Annotated in this window: 17 protein-coding genes; 6 read left to right on the plus strand and 11 right to left on the minus strand. The window is 68.2% G+C overall.

What is annotated here, in order from left to right:
* Positions 1 to 327 precede the first annotated feature (327 nt).
* From J0I99_RS14400 to J0I99_RS14410, 3 genes are all read left to right on the plus strand, one after another.
* Positions 328 to 2,313 carry a DUF5107 domain-containing protein gene (locus tag J0I99_RS14400; RefSeq protein WP_291398380.1) on the plus strand — a complete coding sequence of 662 codons (1,986 nt, stop codon included), beginning with the start codon at positions 328 to 330 and terminating at the stop codon, positions 2,311 to 2,313.
* Between the two features lie 207 nt (positions 2,314 to 2,520).
* Entirely contained in the window at positions 2,521 to 3,933 is a 1,413-nt protein-coding gene (gene xseA / locus J0I99_RS14405) for an exodeoxyribonuclease VII large subunit (RefSeq protein WP_291398381.1), read from the plus strand.
* 276 nt (positions 3,934 to 4,209) lie between these two features.
* Positions 4,210 to 4,440, plus strand: a complete 231-nt coding sequence (locus tag J0I99_RS14410; RefSeq protein ID WP_291389717.1) for a DUF2093 domain-containing protein — start codon at positions 4,210 to 4,212, stop codon at positions 4,438 to 4,440.
* On the opposite strand, the gene J0I99_RS14415 is transcribed toward J0I99_RS14410, so the two are convergent.
* Positions 4,430 to 5,929 carry a glycosyltransferase family 39 protein gene (locus J0I99_RS14415; RefSeq protein ID WP_291398382.1) on the minus strand — a complete coding sequence of 500 codons (1,500 nt, stop codon included), beginning with the start codon at positions 5,927 to 5,929 and terminating at the stop codon, positions 4,430 to 4,432. The two genes, J0I99_RS14410 and J0I99_RS14415, sit on opposite strands and share 11 nt — an antisense overlap.
* 133 nt (positions 5,930 to 6,062) lie before the next feature.
* Here J0I99_RS14415 and J0I99_RS14420 point away from each other — a divergent pair, with 133 nt between their 5' ends.
* Positions 6,063 to 6,803, plus strand: coding sequence for a sulfotransferase family 2 domain-containing protein (locus J0I99_RS14420; protein ID WP_291398383.1), 741 nt, complete (start codon positions 6,063 to 6,065; stop codon positions 6,801 to 6,803).
* 3 nt (positions 6,804 to 6,806) lie between these two features.
* Here the strand turns inward: J0I99_RS14420 and J0I99_RS14425 are convergent, their stop codons facing one another.
* Both J0I99_RS14425 and J0I99_RS14430 read right to left on the minus strand, forming a co-directional pair.
* Positions 6,807 to 7,580 (minus strand): hypothetical protein, encoded by a 774-nt coding sequence (locus J0I99_RS14425; RefSeq protein WP_291398384.1) that lies wholly within the window; start codon positions 7,578 to 7,580, stop codon positions 6,807 to 6,809.
* A complete protein-coding gene (locus J0I99_RS14430) occupies positions 7,577 to 8,680 on the minus strand; it encodes a hypothetical protein (protein ID WP_291398385.1) in 1,104 nt (367 codons plus the stop codon). Before J0I99_RS14430 ends, J0I99_RS14425 begins: the two co-directional genes overlap by 4 nt.
* 284 nt (positions 8,681 to 8,964) lie before the next feature.
* Here J0I99_RS14430 and J0I99_RS14435 point away from each other — a divergent pair, with 284 nt between their 5' ends.
* Positions 8,965 to 9,570: a bifunctional 2-polyprenyl-6-hydroxyphenol methylase/3-demethylubiquinol 3-O-methyltransferase UbiG gene (locus J0I99_RS14435; RefSeq protein ID WP_291398386.1), complete on the plus strand. Its 606-nt coding sequence runs from the start codon at positions 8,965 to 8,967 to the stop codon at positions 9,568 to 9,570.
* A 134-nt stretch (positions 9,571 to 9,704) separates the two neighbouring features.
* Here J0I99_RS14435 and J0I99_RS14440 read toward each other — a convergent pair whose 3' ends face one another.
* The 6 genes from J0I99_RS14440 to J0I99_RS14465 all read right to left on the minus strand — a co-directional run bounded on the left by J0I99_RS14440 (position 9,705) and on the right by J0I99_RS14465 (position 13,544).
* Positions 9,705 to 9,905, minus strand: coding sequence for a hypothetical protein (locus tag J0I99_RS14440; RefSeq protein WP_367115431.1), 201 nt, complete (start codon positions 9,903 to 9,905; stop codon positions 9,705 to 9,707).
* 127 nt (positions 9,906 to 10,032) lie between these two features.
* On the minus strand, positions 10,033 to 10,299 hold the full coding sequence (locus J0I99_RS14445; RefSeq protein ID WP_291398388.1) for a glycosyltransferase family 29 protein: 267 nt from the start codon (positions 10,297 to 10,299) through the stop codon (positions 10,033 to 10,035).
* Positions 10,296 to 11,132, minus strand: a complete 837-nt coding sequence (gene kdsA / locus J0I99_RS14450) for a 3-deoxy-8-phosphooctulonate synthase (protein ID WP_291398389.1) — start codon at positions 11,130 to 11,132, stop codon at positions 10,296 to 10,298. The genes J0I99_RS14445 and kdsA overlap by 4 nt, the downstream gene beginning before the upstream one ends.
* Positions 11,132 to 11,737 carry a histidine phosphatase family protein gene (locus tag J0I99_RS14455; protein ID WP_291398390.1) on the minus strand — a complete coding sequence of 202 codons (606 nt, stop codon included), beginning with the start codon at positions 11,735 to 11,737 and terminating at the stop codon, positions 11,132 to 11,134. The genes kdsA and J0I99_RS14455 overlap by 1 nt, the downstream gene beginning before the upstream one ends.
* On the minus strand, positions 11,734 to 12,552 hold the full coding sequence (locus J0I99_RS14460; RefSeq protein ID WP_291398391.1) for a 3-deoxy-manno-octulosonate cytidylyltransferase: 819 nt from the start codon (positions 12,550 to 12,552) through the stop codon (positions 11,734 to 11,736). Before J0I99_RS14460 ends, J0I99_RS14455 begins: the two co-directional genes overlap by 4 nt.
* Complete coding sequence (locus J0I99_RS14465) at positions 12,552 to 13,544, minus strand: KpsF/GutQ family sugar-phosphate isomerase (protein ID WP_291389728.1); 993 nt, start codon at positions 13,542 to 13,544, stop codon at positions 12,552 to 12,554. Before J0I99_RS14465 ends, J0I99_RS14460 begins: the two co-directional genes overlap by 1 nt.
* Before the next feature lie 265 nt (positions 13,545 to 13,809).
* Here J0I99_RS14465 and J0I99_RS14470 point away from each other — a divergent pair, with 265 nt between their 5' ends.
* Positions 13,810 to 15,069 (plus strand): glycosyltransferase N-terminal domain-containing protein, encoded by a 1,260-nt coding sequence (locus tag J0I99_RS14470; RefSeq protein WP_291398392.1) that lies wholly within the window; start codon positions 13,810 to 13,812, stop codon positions 15,067 to 15,069.
* 67 nt (positions 15,070 to 15,136) lie between these two features.
* Here the strand turns inward: J0I99_RS14470 and J0I99_RS14475 are convergent, their stop codons facing one another.
* Both J0I99_RS14475 and J0I99_RS14480 read right to left on the minus strand, forming a co-directional pair.
* Complete coding sequence (locus J0I99_RS14475; RefSeq protein WP_291398393.1) at positions 15,137 to 15,391, minus strand: DUF4170 domain-containing protein; 255 nt, start codon at positions 15,389 to 15,391, stop codon at positions 15,137 to 15,139.
* Positions 15,392 to 15,394: 3 nt separating this feature from the next.
* Entirely contained in the window at positions 15,395 to 16,234 is an 840-nt protein-coding gene (locus tag J0I99_RS14480; protein ID WP_291398394.1) for a 3'(2'),5'-bisphosphate nucleotidase CysQ, read from the minus strand.
* Positions 16,235 to 16,409: the final 175 nt, after the last annotated feature.

Genomic DNA, 16,409 nt, shown 5'->3' on the forward strand with positions numbered 1-16,409 from the left:
TGGCCGAAGGCCGGATGAGGGTCGTCCTCCCCTGCGAAGCGGGGGAGGGGGACCAGCGAAGCTGGTGGAGGGGGCGGCCAGAAGCGCCAGCTTCGACGGCCCTCTAGCATGCTTGCGTGCAAGGTTCCATCTGCGATCCAGCCCACTCACCAGCTGTCATCCCTGCGAAAGCAGGGACCCAGCTCGCAGCCCGCGCAAGTGGAAGCTTGGATCCCTGCTTTCGCAGGGATGACAATCGAGTTCTTGGAGCCGTCCTGCTCCCAAGAGCTGCCTTGCCCTTGGCGCCTGGTTCCAGCAATCCTCCCCCGCACCACACCGAGGACTCGCATGCCGACCACCATCACCCCGACCACGCGCCGCATGCCGATGTCCCGCCTCGGGCCGCCCAGCAGCCTGCCGCGCTTCCGCTGGCAGCAGCCGATCGCCGATACCGATACCCCGCCCAATCGCGGCCTCTCGCCCGAGGAAGGCCGCCACGGCTTCCAGTGGGGCAAGGACTCGATCCTGCCCTATCGCGTCTTCGACGACTACGACCGCCATCTCGTCGACGCCGACATGGAACTGATCGCCATGGGCAACGGCCGGCTCGAGGTCACCGTCGCCCCGCAACTCGGCGGCCGCCTGATGTCGCTGCGCGACCTGAAGCGCGGCAGAGACCTCGTCTTCACCAACCCGGTGTTCCAGCCGGCCAACCTCGCCGCGCTCAACGCCTGGTTCTCCGGCGGCATCGAATGGAACGGCCTCATCCCCGGCCACACCCCCTTCACCACCGCCCGCATCTTCGCCGGCATCGTCGACACCGAGCGCGGCCCGATCCTGCGCCTCTACGAATTCGATCGTATCGTCGAGGCCACCTGGCAGGTCGACCTGTTCCTGCCCGCGGATGACGACCGCCTCTATGTCCATGGGCGCATCGCCAACGCGGCCGACACCATGAAGCTCGCCTACTGGTGGACCAACGTCGCCGCGCCCATGCGCCAGGGCATGCGCGTCATCAGCCCGGCCGACTATTCCATCGAGCATGTCCTGCCCGGCAACGAGCTCGCCCGCTTTCCTTTTCCCGATCCCGCCCGCTTCGACGGCTCCTACCCGGATCGCTGGCAGGACGCGACCTCGGTGTTCTTCCGCGCCCCCACCGCCCGCCGCCGCTACATCGCCGCCCTCGACGAAGCCGGCTTCGGCCTCGCCGAGGCCTCGACCGGCGCCCTCGTCGGCCGAAAGTTCTTCTATTTCGGCATGGCCCCCGGCGGCCAGCAGTGGATGGATTATCTCGCCCGCCCCGGCGAGGGCGACTACATCGAGATCCAGTCCGGCGTGGCCCCGACCCAGAACCAGCGCTTCGAGCTGCCGCCGCGCACTCAGCTCGAATGGACCGAGGTCTACGGCGCGCTCGAGGTCGATCCACGCAAGGCGCACGAGCCCAACTACTCGATCGCCGTCGCCGCGACCACGGCGGCCATCGACAGCCGCTTCCCCGAGGCCGCGCTCGCCGAGACCGACCGCTTCCTCGCCACCGCCGCGCGCCGCCCGGTCACGCGTCGGCTGTCGGCCGGCTCGCCCTGGGGCGCCCGCCACGAGCGCCTCACCCTCCGGCCCCTCGCCGAAGGGCTCGATTTCTCCGTCGAGCGTCCCGCCGACGCCTGGGACGAGCTGAGCGACACCGGCCGCTTCTCCGCCACGGCGCGCGCCACCGTCCCCACCGATTTCGCCGTCTCCGACCTCTGGGTCGAGGCCCTCGAGCAGAGCCGCGAGGCGCACGGCGACACCTGGCTGCACGCCCTGCTGCTCGGCATCGCCGCCCTCGACCGTGACGATCGCCCCCGCGCCGCCCTGCTGTTCGAGCAGTCCGTAGCGCAGAAGCCCACCTGGCTCGGCCTGCGCCAGCGGGCCCTCGTCGCCACCGATGGCGACACGGCCGCGCGCGACTATCTCGCCGCCTGGGTCACGCGCGACGCCCCGCCGGCCCTTGCCGCCGAGATCGTCGACTTCCTTGTCCGGCACGACCGCTTCGCCGAACTCGAAGCCTTCGTTTCCGATCTCCCGGACTCGGCGCTCACCGATGAACGCGTCCACCTCGGCCGCGCCCGTGTCGCTGCCCGGCAGGGCGACCTCGACCTGCTCGAAACCCTGCTGGACCGCCGCTTCGCCACCATCCGCGAAGGCGAAATGCTCCTCGACCAGCTCTGGAACAGCCTGCAGCACGGCCGCCTGCGCGAGGCGTTGGGCCGCGAGCCGACCGCGGACGAGGTGACCGCCCGCCTGAAGCAGCACCCGGTCCCGCCGCACCTCAACTTCCGCATGAAGTCGGAGTAGGCGCCTGGACGCTTGTCGCCCCTCACCCCGGCCCTCTCCCCAGAGGGGCGAGGGGGCGATGGGCGCGCCGGCAGTGCCATAAGCGTCCCCTCGCCCCTCTGGGGAGAGGGTCAGGGTGAGGGGAGCCCTGCGCACGCCCTGCGGCTGGTGTCCGCATCTCGGCACCCCACCCTTGACGGACTCGCCCCGATCCCGCACCTCTCACCCATGGTCGCCCCGCTCACCAACGCCCCCGAATTCACCGTCTCCGAACTTGCCGGCGCCGTGAAGCGTGCCGTCGAGGATGAGTTCGGCCATGTCCGCGTGCGCGGCGAGATCTCTGGCTTCCGCGGCGTCCACTCCTCCGGCCACGCCTATTTCACCCTCAAGGACGAGAACGCCTCGATCGACGCCGTCGTCTGGAAGGGCACCTGGCCGCGCCTCGCCTTCAAGCCCGAGGAGGGCATGGAGGTCATCGTCACCGGGCGCATGACCACCTTCCCGCGCTCCTCGAAATACCAGATCGTCATCGAGCAGCTCGAGCCGGCCGGCGCTGGCGCGCTCATGGCCCTGCTCGAGGCGAGGCGCAAGGCGCTGGCCGCCGAGGGCCTGTTCGCGGCCGAGCGCAAGCGCGAACTGCCCTACCTGCCGCGCACCATCGGCGTCATCACCTCGCCCACGGGCGCCGTGATCCGCGACATCCTGCACCGGATCTCCGACCGTTTCCCCAGCCATGTCATCGTCTGGCCGGTGCGCGTGCAGGGCGAAACCGCCGCCACCGAAGTCACCGCCGCCATCAACGGCTTCAACGCGCTTCGCCCCGACGGCCCGATCGCGCGCCCCGACGTACTGATCGTCGCCCGCGGCGGTGGCTCCATCGAGGACCTGTGGGGCTTCAACGAGGAGATCGTCGTCCGCGCCGTCGCGGCGAGCCGCATCCCGGTGATCACCGCCGTTGGCCACGAGACCGACACCACGCTCGTCGACTATGCCTCCGACCACCGCGCCCCGACGCCGACCGCCGCCGCCGAGGCCGCGGTGCCGGTCCGCGCCGACCTCATCGGCTATGTCGACGAGATCGGTGGCCGCCAGCGCCATGCCATGCGCCGCACCGCCTCGAACTATCGCGATCGCCTGCGCGCCGCCGCGGCCGGCCTGCCGCGTCCGCTCGATCTCGTCGCCTCGGCCCGCCAGCGCCTCGATCACGCCGCCTCCAACCTCGCCGCCGCGCTACGCCACACCGGCCAGCGCAAGCGCATCGCCTTCGAGCGCGTCTCCGGGCGCCTGTCGCCCAACACCCTTCGCGGCGAGGTCCGCAACCTGCGCGCCCGCCTGACCCCCGCCGCCAGCCGCCTCGCCCCCGCGCTCGCCCGCATGATCGACGACCGCCGGAAGCGCCTCGAAGCGGCCGGCAAGCTGCTCGAGGCGGTGAGCTACAAGAACATCCTCGACCGCGGCTTCGCCGTCGTCACCGACCTCGACGGCCGCATCGTCAAGCATGCGGCCCAGGTCAATCCCGGTGACCCGCTGCATGTGCAGGTCTCCGACGGCACCATCGGCGTCACCGTCGGCGGCGCCCCCGGCCCCCGCAAGCGCATCAGGCCCCCACCGGGCGAAGACAACCAGGGCAGCCTGTTCTGATCACCGGGGGCTGTGCTTTTGGCAAGGCCCCCTCACCCGGCCCTTCGGGCCGACCTCTCCCCCAAAGGGAGAGGTAGCGCATGGGTAGCGCCGCGTCCTCGGTTCACCTCTCCCTCTGGGGGAGAGGTCGCCGCGTAGCGGCGGGTGAGGGGGCCTTTGTTGGGCACACAGGCGACGGCACCCGAAATCCGCCCCAAAACCTGTTCAGTATCCGTTCATCCGCATGGCAGGCTTGGGGTGTTCCCAAGGCAGCGGGACTGACCTATAGGTTTGGCCATGAACATCTTCGACAAGAGTTTCAGCCCGTCCGAGGCCCAGGTCCGGTATCTCGATGCCGACTATGTCGTTCTGCGGCCTGGCACTTTTGTCCGCTGCGCGATCACCGGCGCGCCCATTCCGCTCGACGAACTGACCTACTGGAACGTCGACCGGCAGGAGGCCTACGCCAACGCCGCCGCCGCCTATGAAGCCTACAAGCGCTACGGAATCCCTGCCGCTAAGGCGTAAAATCCTTGCCGATCAGCATCTTGAGCCGCAGGGCCACGCGCCCGGCCTGCATCAGGTCCATCTCCTGCGCCTCCCCAATTTCGGCGAACGGCCAGTTCGTCTCGTTGATCCGCTTCGGCGTGTCGATGATGATTCCGGTCCAGCCGGCATAGCGTTCCGGCGGGTTCAGCCAGCGGAACTGCCGCGCGTCCTCGCACAGGCAGAGCACCGGAATGTCCTTGCCGAACAGGGCGTTGAGCTGTCCCGCCCGGATCCAGTTCGAGCTGGCGATGAAGGTCCGCGGCCCGAGTAATCCCCGCGTCTCCAGTTCGGGCTTAAGCTGCTCCCACGAAACCAAAGCGTCGGCAGGATCGCCCAATGCGTGGAAGACAGCGTCAAAAGTCCCCCACCGCGCCTGCGGCGCCCCGATGCCGAGCAACGCCACCAGCAGCACTCCCGTTCCGATCGCCACAATTCGCGCCGCGCGCCCCAACCGTTTCCCGGCATCGGCCAGCAGTTCTCCGGCCAGTGGGATCGCGAACAGCCAGCCCGGCATCTGCCAGTGGGCCAGCCCGCGGCTGAACAGCGTCAGCGCGGTGAAGATCGCGATTGGCAGCAACGCCAGGCAGGCGAGCAGCCAGCGCCGCTGGTTCTGCGGTCCGCCGGCGATGGCGCGCACCAGCGCCCAGGCGAGCGGCACGAAGATCCATGGCAGCAGATATCCCCCCTGAATCGCCAATGATTCCAATGGTCCGAGCCACCTGAGGCCGCTGCCGATGCCGCTGCGGCCCGATTGGAAGCCGAACGAAACCCAGTCGTTCTGCGCGTTCCAGACAAGCACCGGCAGGAAACACAGGCCGGCGATGGCCGCCGCCACCCACGGTCCCGGGCGCAGCAGTTGCCTCCGCCCCTCCGGCGTCGTCAGAAGGAAGAGCAGCACCCCGAGGATCAGCAGCACCCCGTGATACTTCGACAGCAGCGCCAGCCCGGCCAGCAGGCCCGCCAGCGCCCACGGCCCGAGCGTCCGCTCGCCAGGCCGGAACGCGATCCGCGCCACCACCAGCGCCGCCCCCAGCGCCGCCGCGATCAGCGGCCCGTCCGGCAGGATCATCGTCAGGTGCACGACGCCGAACACCGGCGCCAGCGTGAACAGGATGAGGGCCCAGAACCCGGCGCGCTCGCCGAACAGCGTCGCCCCGAGCCGGTACATCAGCCACGACGACACCGCCCCGAGCGCGATGAACGGCAGCCGCAGCACGAGCAGATTCTCGCTGCCGGTGAGCCGCGCCCATGCGCCCACCAACCACAGATGCAGCGGCGGGTGGTCGAAATAGCTCAGCGAAAATTGTCGAGCAACGCCAATGGAGTAGGCCTCGTCCACGCCCGCCGGCAGCACCGCCGCGAGCGCCACGCGCAGCACCGTCGCCACCACGATGATGGCGAGCGCCGCGCGCCCCAGGTCCTTGATTTGCGGGGCGGACTCGCTAATGAAAGGCGCGGTCGCGTGCATGGTCCTGCCTCCGTGCGTCAAGGCTGCGCTACCAGTCAAACGGGCCAGTTGCAACATTGAGCAGCACCGAACGGGCAGCAGGGACACGCCTGCCGCTGCAGGCCGCCGAGACCGCAGTGGGGGACTGCAAACTGTGAATCTTCCGCGCATAGTCAAGCAAGTCCGGGCGGCTCTGTTCTGGCCTGTGGCCATAATATCGTTTGTCCGCGCATTTCCTGCTCGGCGTACCCGCGTTCGAGCCTTGCGAAGACTGGGGTACTGGCCGCGCCTCGGTCTCAGCTACAACAAGCTGAAGAAGAACGCGAACACCTCGGTGGTGTTGCTGCTCGACCAAATCGATGGCGTCGGGTCGGTCAGTCGTCGCGAAGCGAAGTGGCGTACCTCCGGACTGTTTGACCTGCCGTTGCCGGAGCTCGGCCGCCTGACCCGCTATCATTACTTCATCGTCATTCGTGATCCATACTCCAGGGTATTGTCAGCATTCCTGGACAAGTTCCGACATCACGAGTTTCGGAAGCGGTATGGAGCGTTCGCCCTGGATCCAGACGGGTTCGATGCCTTCCTGGCCTGGCTGAAGGCAGGGGGGCTGAACAAAGATCCACACTGGGATCTTCAGACCAAGCTGATGGTCTGGCCGCTCGACAGATACGATACGGTCATCCGGTTCGAGAATTTCGCATCGGAGATGCGCGCGCTCCTCCAGATGTGGAAAATCGAAGTCGCGCCCGAACTCCTTCAAGACGTGCTGCCGGGCGACCGGGACAAGAAGACATCTGCCACAGAGCAGATGGGCAGGTTCTACACCCCGGCGCGACGGCAACTGGTGGCGGAGCTTTATCGCGACGACTTCACGGCGCTCGGCTATCCCAGCTAGTGCTCACGCCTCGACCCAGTAGCGCCGGAGCCAGTCGGCGGCGAGCGTCGAGTCCAGCGGCCCGGCGCGAAATCCTTCTACCGCCTCTTCCATCTTCGGCCTGCCATGGAAGCACATCACCCGGCAGTTGCCGGGCAGGCGCGGCGGCAGGAGATGGTTGAGCGGAAACAGCCGCGCCGCATCGTACTTGAAGCTCGAGACCATGTCGCCGGGCAGGTAGACGAGCTCGCCCCGCCGATAGGCGCTCATCGAGGTGTAGTACTGCTCGCTGCCCTTGTTTGCGGCGACGGCGCCGGCTGGGTCGCGGGCAAAGTCCTCGTAGAGGTAGGGGTGCTTGGCCGGGTCGAAGACGAAGACCGAGCCATGCCCGCCCGGCAGGCCCTTCCAGGCATAGCGCCATTCGCGCCGCATCGCGACCTTCTCCGGGGCGGTATCGACGATAGGGGCAAGGTCCCCGGTGATGACCACGTCGAGGTCGAAGCCGAGCATCTGGCCTTCCATCCCGGCAAGGCCCGGACGGAACAGCGAGACCTTCCGCCACGCGCCCTTGCGGCCCCGGCGCTGCATCGCAGCGAGCAGGTCGGCCTCGAAATCCTCCCGCGGCAGGTCGTGGAGCACGACGCCGTCGTCGATGCCCTCACCCCGGTCGGTGAAGCAGTGGAAGGCAAACGGGCGATCGAGGAAGCGCGTCACGCCGCGATACAGCCGGTTGACGTAATAGGCAGGGTACTTCTCGCCCCACTTGATGCAGACGACATTGATCGGCTTGGCGTTCATGCAGTCTGCCCGTCCATGCAGAGTACCCGACCGGAAGATATCCGGCGACGAAGCCGGTCGAGATCGGCTGCGGAAAAACCGACCTCGCCATCACGGCCCCGGATCAATCGCGGATAGTATTCGGCGACCAGGAAGCTGAGCAGCGCGTTGCGAGCGGCGTCGTCAAAGGCCGCCGCGTCGGGATTGCCGAGCAGTTGCGCCAGCTCCGCGGACGTGCCGGCCGGGGCGACGCAGCCGGGGATGGCCCAGAAGGCCTCGCCCATCACTCCGACCCGAGCACCGAGCAGCATGGCCTCGAGCCCGACGGAGGAGTTGACGGTCAGAACCAGCCGGCTGGCGCGCACCTGCGCGAAGGTGTCCGTGGCATTGTCGAGATAGATCGGCAGGCCCTCGAAGGGGGCGAGCAGGTCGGCAAAGCGCGACTTGTCGCTCGGGTGCTGCTTCAGGCGAAGATGCCAGCCAGCCGGCAGCGCCTGGGCCGCAGCGGCGACAAAGGCAACGGTTTCCCGCACGCCGGTACATGCCTTGCCGAAGAAGCGCAGTTGCGTGTCGCCCTGCTTCTGCAGCGGCAGGAAGACGAAAGGCGCCTCAAGCGGCGGCGGTGGGCGCTCGCCGGGATCATGCCGGGCGGTGGCGGGGCGTTGGCGCAACCGCTCGGCGACAGGGCGCCACGCACCATCGGCTTCGGGATGCGCGGCCAGCCAGGCGAGGTAGGGCGCCGGCAGGCGCGGCAGACCGTTCTGGAAGTTCACCCCCACGGGATCGGCGGTGAGCGTGTCGGGCAAGGGACCGCGTTCGAGGAACAGGGTGCGTGCCCCGGCGTCGCGCGCCGCGAGCATGAAGATGCGCCGCGAACTCACGAGTCCGTTCCAGGCAACCGCGACGGCGACCGGATTGCCCCCGAAATACCGCCGCCAGTAGTTGTACTGCAGCCCAAACAGGCCCAATCGCAGGCGGTTGAGCCAGGCACTTCGTCGCTGTGAGCGGGCAGTGGCCAAGGCTTCGGCCGCTCGCTTTCCGGTCTCCGGAAAACCCGAGAATGAGATGCCGCCAATCCAGACAAAGCGTATGGTGTCGCCTGCCGCCGCAAGCGCCTTCACGATACGACGCTTCCTGCCGGCAAAGCGAAAAGCATGAAAATACATTCGTGCGGCTTGCACCAACCGAAGCTACAGTCTGTGCCTATAGACGGTCCTGCCGGCCACGGGAAGACCGCATCTCTTGGACCCATGACCGACCCGATGACTCCGTCTCCCCGTGGCGTCGTCGTGCGTCGTTCTGGCTGCCGCGTCAGGATAGGGGAGGCTCGCGCCGATGCTTGCCTACCAAGGGGGACCGGAGCGCATCGCTTGACCGCGCTACTATTTTTGGGTCTAGATCACGAATGAAGATCAGTTCACTCCTTCGCGCGTATCGCGCCAACCGCTACAAGCGCCGTGCAAAGACCGTCACCGACACTTCCAGACTCGTAGCTGGGACGCCACAGGATCGGCTGCTTGGTCTCGACGCTGTTCTGGCAGGAGCGGTTGGCTGCACTGTTCTTGACATAGGATGCCATGACGGCACCGTAGCTCAGGCGTTTGCGCGGGCCGGAGCGATTCGCGTGGAGGGCTGCGATATCTCCAGGGCGGCCGTAGATACTGCCAACGAAAGGGTCCAACTTGAAGGATCAGCTTTTCACGTAGTCGACTTGACTGGGGGGGCCTCAGCGCTCTCGGCGCTTCCCCTCCGGCCGAAGTACGACATCGTGTGCTACCTCGGCATGCACCACCACCTGAAGGGCCAAATGTCACCAGCGGCCCTGCAGCACCTGACAGTGGCAATCCTCGGTCGCTCCAGCGACATTTTCGTTGCCCGTACGCCACTGCGCCATTTCGACGAACTGCACGAAATGATCATGAATGGGGGCTTCGCGCCGGTAGGCGATCTGGAAGTCAGCGGGAAAGTCGGGCCGTCGCGGGTCTATCGCAGAACCATGCCGACAGCGTAGGCATTCGGTCAGTTCGCAAGATCAGGCTTAAGCCTCAAAAGAGCCAGGTGGCGCTCTTGGGAAGCCTCGCAACTCGGGCGGCCACGGTACCAGTAGACGGATCGTTTGCGCCCGCCTCCGATGCCTCTGCCCGTCTAGCGGATACGGATCGTCGCGTTCTCAGCCGCCCAGCGCAGCACGAGTTCCCGCTCCAGCGGCCAGTCGTGCCACCGGCGCTTGGCGCTGACCCGCTGGTGGCGTTCGTCAGTGTGGTAGAACGTCTTTAATGCCTTCCGGTCGAACCCATACAGGTCGATCCCGGCGCAGTTGCCACGGTGAATCAGCAGGTCGAGCAAGATCAGCCCGGCCGAAGGACGCGCTCCGCCAATCCTCAGCTGAAGCTGATGCCACGCCGGAATCGGCACGACGGCAAGCTCGGCTGCCGACTGAGCAGGTCGTCAGTCATCAACTCGCGGATCGGTGTCAGCCACCGAGAATGTCCGTGCGGGTCCCCTGCGCCGCCGGCACCTTGATCAACCCGCGGTTGAGCCGGAGCACCACGTCGTGCTGGTCAATCTCGTCGCCGTACGAGGTATCCAGCAGCGACTGGGCATTTCCGACAATGGCCACGTGGGCGCCCTTGAGAAGCGACAGCAGGGCCCCGAGGCTCTTCTCGTTCGCAACCGGATCGCGGAACTCGGCGAATGCGCGCCAGTGGCGCAAACGGCGCAGGCTTCGCCGCAACTTCACTGTAGCCCCTTCGCCAGTCGATCCAGCGCCTTGAGGTCGGCGACCAGCGTCTCGATCTCGCCGAGCGGGATCATGTTGGCGCCGTCCGAGGGGGCGTTGTCGGGGTCCTCGTGCGTTTCGATGAACACGCCGGCGACGCCGACGGCGACGGCGGCGCGGGCCAGCACCGGCGCGTACTGGCGCTCGCCGCCGGACGAGTCGCCGCGACCGCCCGGCTGCTGCACGGAATGGGTGGCATCGAAGATCACCGGCTTGTCGGTCTCGGCCATGATCACGAGGCCGCGCATGTCGACCACCAGCGTGTTGTAGCCGAAGCTCGTGCCGCGCTCGGTGAGCAGCACGCCCGAAGCCCCGGCGCCGTCCAGTTTCCGCGCCACGTTCTTCATGTCCCAGGGGGCGAGGAACTGGCCCTTCTTGACGTTCACCACCCTGCCGGTCGCGGCCGCCGCGACGAGCAGGTCGGTCTGCCGGCTGAGGAAGGCCGGGATCTGCAGGATATCGGCAACCTCGGCCACCGGCGCGCATTGCTCGCGCTCATGCACGTCGGTGGTGATCGGCAGGCCGGTCGCCGCCTTCACGTCGGCAAGGATCTGCAGCGCCTCGTCCATGCCGAGCCCGCGATAGCTGCTGGCGCTGGTGCGATTGGCCTTGTCGAACGAGGACTTGTAGACGAGCGGGATGGATTGCCGCTCCGCCAGTTCGGCGAGGAAGGTCGCGGTCCTCAGCGCATGGTCGCGGCTCTCGATCACGCATGGCCCGAGGATGAAGGCAAGCGGCAGCCTGCTGCCGAACTCGACCCGCTTGCCGCCCGGTGCCTCGACGAAAACCTGCATCAGAACAATCCCCTGTCGCCGGGTGCGCCCGGCCTCTGGTCCCAGCCGACGAGCCGCGCCGAGGTCGCGTAGATATCGATCACGCCATAGGCGCCGGTGCGCAGCTTCATTGCCCCGTCCTCGCGCATCAGCCCCAGCGCCGCAAGCGCAAATCGCGCCGCGCCATTGCTGGTGACGAGGAGGATCGTGCCATCGGCCGTCCGCGCGAACTCGTGCCAGGCCGCGATGCGCCACTCGGCGCCGACGTCCCAGCCCGGCGGCGCGACCAGGTCGCGCTCCCAGCGCTCCAGCGCCTCCCGTCCGATCCGCGCGACCACGGCGTCCTCGGAAAGGTTCTCGTCCGGTCCGTGGTCGATTTCGTTGAGGAACTCGGCCGTCTCGGGCTCCTTGTCGATGATCTCGCTGGCCGTGTGCCGGGCGCGGATCAGCGGGCTGCTCAACACCCGGTCGAACGCGACCCGGTTCCTGGCAAAATGCCAGCCGAGCGCCCGCGCCTGCTCGACACCCGCCTCCGTCAGCGGCAGGTCCGTGCGCGCGCCGACCCGGCGCGGCGCCTCGCCGGCCTCGAAGGTATTGCCATGCCTGACGATGACGAGCCGGGTCATGCGCGCCAGTCAACGAACGGATCGCCATGCTCGGCGATGAGCCGCTCGGCCCGTTCCACGTCGAGCGGGCTGTCGACCCCGCTCATGGTGATGCGGGCCGGGGGGACGAGCACGGCGCGGATATCGAGTCCCAGCTCGATCAGGCGCAGCTGCTCCAGCCCTTCCAGCACCTCGTAGTGCGAGGGCGGCGCGGCCTCGAAGGCCTCGAGCGCCGGGGTGCGATAGCAGTAGAGCCCAATATGCTGCAGCACCGGCGAAAGCGGCAGTTCCCCCCGCAGCTCCGCTTCCTTGCGCATGAACGGCAGCACGGTCTTGGAGAACCACAGGGCCCGGCCATCGGCGGCGCGGATGCAGGTGGTGCCGCTGGCCGGCGTCATCTGCTTGTGCGCCACCAGCGCATCGAGCCGCGGCCAGTCGAGCTGCACCACCGGAGTGGTGACATCGGCGGTCGACCGGCGCGCGTGGCGCACGATCTCGACGATATGGTCGGGCGCCGTGAACGGCGCGTCGCCCTGCAGGTTCACCACCAGTTGCGCCGAACGGCCGCTGGCCCTGAGCGCGGCGAGCGCGCGTCCCGAGCCGGAGGTGATGTCGGGCGAGGTCATGACCGCGTGCAGGCCGATCTCGTGGGCCTTGTCGAGGATGCGCGTGTCGTCGGTCGCAACCATCACCTCGACATCGCCGAGCTTGCGGGCGGCGACCATGGCGATGCCCGCGACGCGCTCGAGCAGGAGGCGCCCCGCGATCGGGTGCAGGGGCTTGCCCGGCAGGCGGGTCGAGCCGTAGCGGGCAGGGATGACGATGAGGTCGGCCACTAGGCGAGCCCGACGCGCAGGCAGTCGTGCAGGTGCACGATGCCGACCGGCCTGGCGCCGTCCATGGCGAAGATCGCCGTGACCCGCGGCGCCAGCGTCGTCATCTGCCGCAACGCCTCGCTGAGCAGGGCCTCGGCCGAGATGACGCGCGGGTTGGTCGTCATCACCGCATCGGCGCTCTGCTGCAGCAGGCCGTCCGCCATGTGCCGGCGCAGGTCGCCGTCGGTGATGATGCCGAGCAGGTCGCCATTCTCGTCGATCACGCCGGTGCAGCCGAAGCCCTTGGAGGTCATTTCGAGGATGGCGGAGGCAACGCTGGCCTCGGCCGCGACCAGCGGCAGCTTGTCGCCGCGATGCATCACCTCGCCGACCGTCAGCAGCGCGCTGCCCAGCGTTCCGCCAGGATGGAAGACGTGGAAATCGGCGGCCTTGAAGCCGCGCCGCCTGAGCAGCACCACGGCCAGCGCATCGCCGAGCGCCATCATCATCGTGGTCGAGGTCGTCGGCGCCGAGGTGACGTCGCAGGCCTCGGGCGCCGGCGGCAGCGCAACCACGATATTGGCCGCCTGACCGAGGCGCGACTGCGGGCGGGCGGTCATGAGCGCGAGCGGAATGCCGAAGCGCGCGCAGTAGTTGGCGAGCGGCTCGAGCTCGGCCGTGGCGCCGGATTTCGACAGCATGAGCACGACGTCGGCCGTGGTGATCATGCCCAGGTCGCCGTGGCTGGCGTCGGCGCCGTGCACGAACTGCGCCGGCGTGCCGGTCGAGGCGAGGGTGGCGGCGACCTTGCGCGCCACGTGAGCGCTCTTGCCCACCCCCGAGAGGACGACCCGGCCGGGCGCCCGCTGGATCAGCTCGACCAGCGCCACGAACGCGCCGTCCAGCGTTTCGGCGAGCGCGCCCAGCCCTTCGGCTTCGATGCGGATCGCGGCCCGCGCCTCGTCGAGGCTGAGCTGCTGCAGTCGCGCATCGTTGGCTATGGGGTAGCGCACCTGTGGGCCCGGCCCGCTTCTGGCTGAAGACATGCCGGCTGGATTAGCAGCATTTGTCGAAGGCCCGCAAGGTTGTGCCCGGGCGGCGGGCGGGCTAGAGCGGTTGGCAGTCAGCTTGGCGTCGCAGCCTCATCCGCGTCGTTCCCGCGAACGCGGGAACCTCTTTTTGCGATGCCGGAGGCAAGAACGGAGAGTCCCGCTTTCGCGGGGATGACCCGGTGGGAACATTGATATCCAGTCGTGCCGATCACTTGAGAGCTTTGCGGTGAGGCGGCCAGTCTCCTTGGCGTGGCAGGCCTATGGCGCGCTGGTCGGCGCGGCCTCGTGGCTGCACTATGCCGCACTGTCGCGCCTCGGCCGGTCCGACGAGGGCGGCGCGGAGTGGTTCAGGAGGCGCCTTTCCCCGCCGCTGCCGCAGCCCGCCAGCGGGCGCCGCATCTGGATCCATGCCGTCTCGGCAGGCGAGTCCAAGGTCGCCGAGCTGCTGCGCCAGCGCCTGCTCGAACGTGACTCGGACCTCTCGGTCGTCCTCTCCGCCACGACCTATTCCGGCTTTGCCCGCGTCGCCGCCATCGCCGGCGAGGCCTCGAGCTTCATCATGCCGCTCGATACGCTCGCGGCGCAGCGGCGCGTCTTCGACACGGTGCGGCCGGACCTGGTGATTCTCGTCGAGTCGGAGTTCTGGCCGGCGCAGTTCGCCGCCGCGGCGGAGGCCGGCGTGCCGGTGCTGGTGGTCAACGCCACCATGTCGGCGCGGAGCTTTGCTCGCCATCGCCGCAACCCGGCCGTTGCCCGCCGCACCATCGCCAGGGCCGGGCGCATCTACGCGCAGGATGAGGCGATCGCCAGCCGCTATGCCGCGCTGGGCGTGCCGCCTGATCGGATCGAGGTGATCGGCAACCTGAAACTCGTCCCCTCGCGCCCCGCCGGTCCGATCGACAGGTCCCCGCCGCCCCTCGTTGCCTTTGGCAACGTGCACCGCGACGAGATTGCCGGCCTTGCGCCGGCCATTGCCGCCCTGCGCCGGGCGCGACCCGACCTGCGCGTCGTGCTGGTCCCGCGCTATCCCGGCAAGACGCCGGGCGAGGTGCTGAGCGCCGGTTTCGGCGCGGACCTGCGCATCATCGATACGATCGGCGATCTGCCCGAAGCGGGGCCGCTCGTCTGGCTCGACCAGATGGGCGCGCTGGCGGCGGTCTATGCCCAAGCGACCGTCGGGGTGGTGTGCGGCACTTTCTCCGATGTCGGCGGGCACGACCTCAGCGAGCCGCTGCACCTGGGCGCGGCCAGCGTCTATGGCCCCAATGTCGAGCGCCAGAAGCCGCTGCATGCGGCCCTGTCGGCCTTGGGATGCGCAACGCAGGTGGCGAGTGCGGAGGAGTTGCCCGGCGTCATCGCAGGGCTTGTCGACGACAAACCACGGCGCGATGAGATGGTCGCCGCATTCCGCACCGTATCGGAAGAGGCCGCAAAGCGGCTGGACACATTGGCGGCCGAACTAGTGGGGCAGGTGGTGGGCAACTAGCGGAAGCGCCCTCCCGGAGAAGAGATGCTCCTTGGGGCCGCGCGCCGAGACGGACTGCCCTTCCCGCTCAGCCCTGCTCGTCGTCTTCCGGGTTCAGCAGCCGGTGCAGGTGCACAACGAAATAGCGCATCTCGGCATTGTCGACCGTCAGCTGCGCCTTCTGTTTCCACACCGCATGGGCGGCGGCGTAGTTGGGATAGACGCCGACGAGATCGACGGCATCGAGGTCCTTGAACACGACCTCGTCGCCCTTTTCCACTTCGCCGCCGAGGACGAGGTGCAAGAGCTGCTGCTTGGGCTGGGGCTTCTTGGCTTTGCTCACGACTTAACGACGCTCCAGATCGACTTCCTGCGGCTGCGGGCAGCCATAGACCTTGACCAGCGCCGCATGTAGCGGCGCTTTTAGCGAAGGCTCGCCGAACGCCGCAAGCGCGCCATGCCGGATTTCCGGGCGGTTGAAGCGCAAGGCACCTATGCACACGTCCTCGAAGCCCACGCCGGCCTCCCTGAGGATACACGCGGCGCCCGCGATATCCCAGTCCTGCGCGCCGCGCCGGGTGACGGCGGCGTCGAGGTGGCCGGTCGCGACCTGCACCAGGCGGTAGGCAAGCGAGGGATAGGCCGGTCCGCGCGCATACTCGAGCCCGCCGGCCTGCAGTTCCTGGTGGACCGCGCCGGGGGCGGGAATGAGCGGCGCGGTGCGGCCGGGATGGCGCTGGCGGACGAGCGGCCGGCCGTTGAAGCGGGCGCCGTGCCCGAGCGCGGCATCATACATCTCGTCGCGCGCCGGCGCATAGACCACGCCGGCAATGGGGATGCCGTCCTCCACCACCGCGAGCGTCACCGTCCAGCTGTCCTCGCCCCGGATGAAGCCGCGCGTGCCGTCGATGGGGTCGACGATGAACACGCGGCGATGCGTCAGCCGCTGGGCATTGTCGGCCCTCTCCTCGCTGAGCCAGCCATAATCGGGGCGCGCGCCGAGCAGGGTGTTGCCGAGGAACTGGTCGAGCACCAGATCGGCCTCGCTGACCGGGGAGGCGTTCTCCTTGGTCCAGGTCCTGAACTCGGTGCGGAAATATCCCGCGGCGATGATGCCGGCATTGACGGCGGCCGATCGCAACAGTTCGCGGTCTTCGGCGGCAGTGGTTGCGGTGCCAGTCGTCATCAGCATTCCGGGTACGCGAGGCTGCCGTGCTTCTAGGCGCAACAGGCCGCTCGAACAAGGCCCGGCAGGGGCTCGCCGCGCCTCCGGAAACCGCGCGGCAATATTCATTAAACGGTTGGAACAACTTGCACTTAATGCCGCGTTACACTTGGTGACGACCCGCTAACCCTCGCGC

This window comes from Devosia sp., assembly GCF_017307495.1.
In the GTDB taxonomy this organism is placed as follows: Bacteria; Pseudomonadota; Alphaproteobacteria; order Rhizobiales; family Devosiaceae; genus Devosia_A.

What these genes read in the sequence shown, in the direction of transcription:
- J0I99_RS14400 (WP_291398380.1), top strand. Translation starts at nt 328, where the DNA reads ATGCCGACCACCATCACCCCGACCACGCGCCGCATGCCGATGTCCCGC.
- xseA (WP_291398381.1), top strand. Translation starts at nt 2,521, where the DNA reads ATGGTCGCCCCGCTCACCAACGCCCCCGAATTCACCGTCTCCGAACTT.
- J0I99_RS14410 (WP_291389717.1), top strand. Translation starts at nt 4,210, where the DNA reads ATGAACATCTTCGACAAGAGTTTCAGCCCGTCCGAGGCCCAGGTCCGG.
- J0I99_RS14415 (WP_291398382.1), bottom strand. Translation starts at nt 5,929, where the DNA reads ATGCACGCGACCGCGCCTTTCATTAGCGAGTCCGCCCCGCAAATCAAG.
- J0I99_RS14425 (WP_291398384.1), bottom strand. Translation starts at nt 7,580, where the DNA reads ATGAACGCCAAGCCGATCAATGTCGTCTGCATCAAGTGGGGCGAGAAG.
- J0I99_RS14435 (WP_291398386.1), top strand. Translation starts at nt 8,965, where the DNA reads ATGAAGATCAGTTCACTCCTTCGCGCGTATCGCGCCAACCGCTACAAG.
- kdsA (WP_291398389.1), bottom strand. Translation starts at nt 11,132, where the DNA reads ATGCAGGTTTTCGTCGAGGCACCGGGCGGCAAGCGGGTCGAGTTCGGC.
- J0I99_RS14455 (WP_291398390.1), bottom strand. Translation starts at nt 11,737, where the DNA reads ATGACCCGGCTCGTCATCGTCAGGCATGGCAATACCTTCGAGGCCGGC.
- J0I99_RS14480 (WP_291398394.1), bottom strand. Translation starts at nt 16,234, where the DNA reads ATGACGACTGGCACCGCAACCACTGCCGCCGAAGACCGCGAACTGTTG.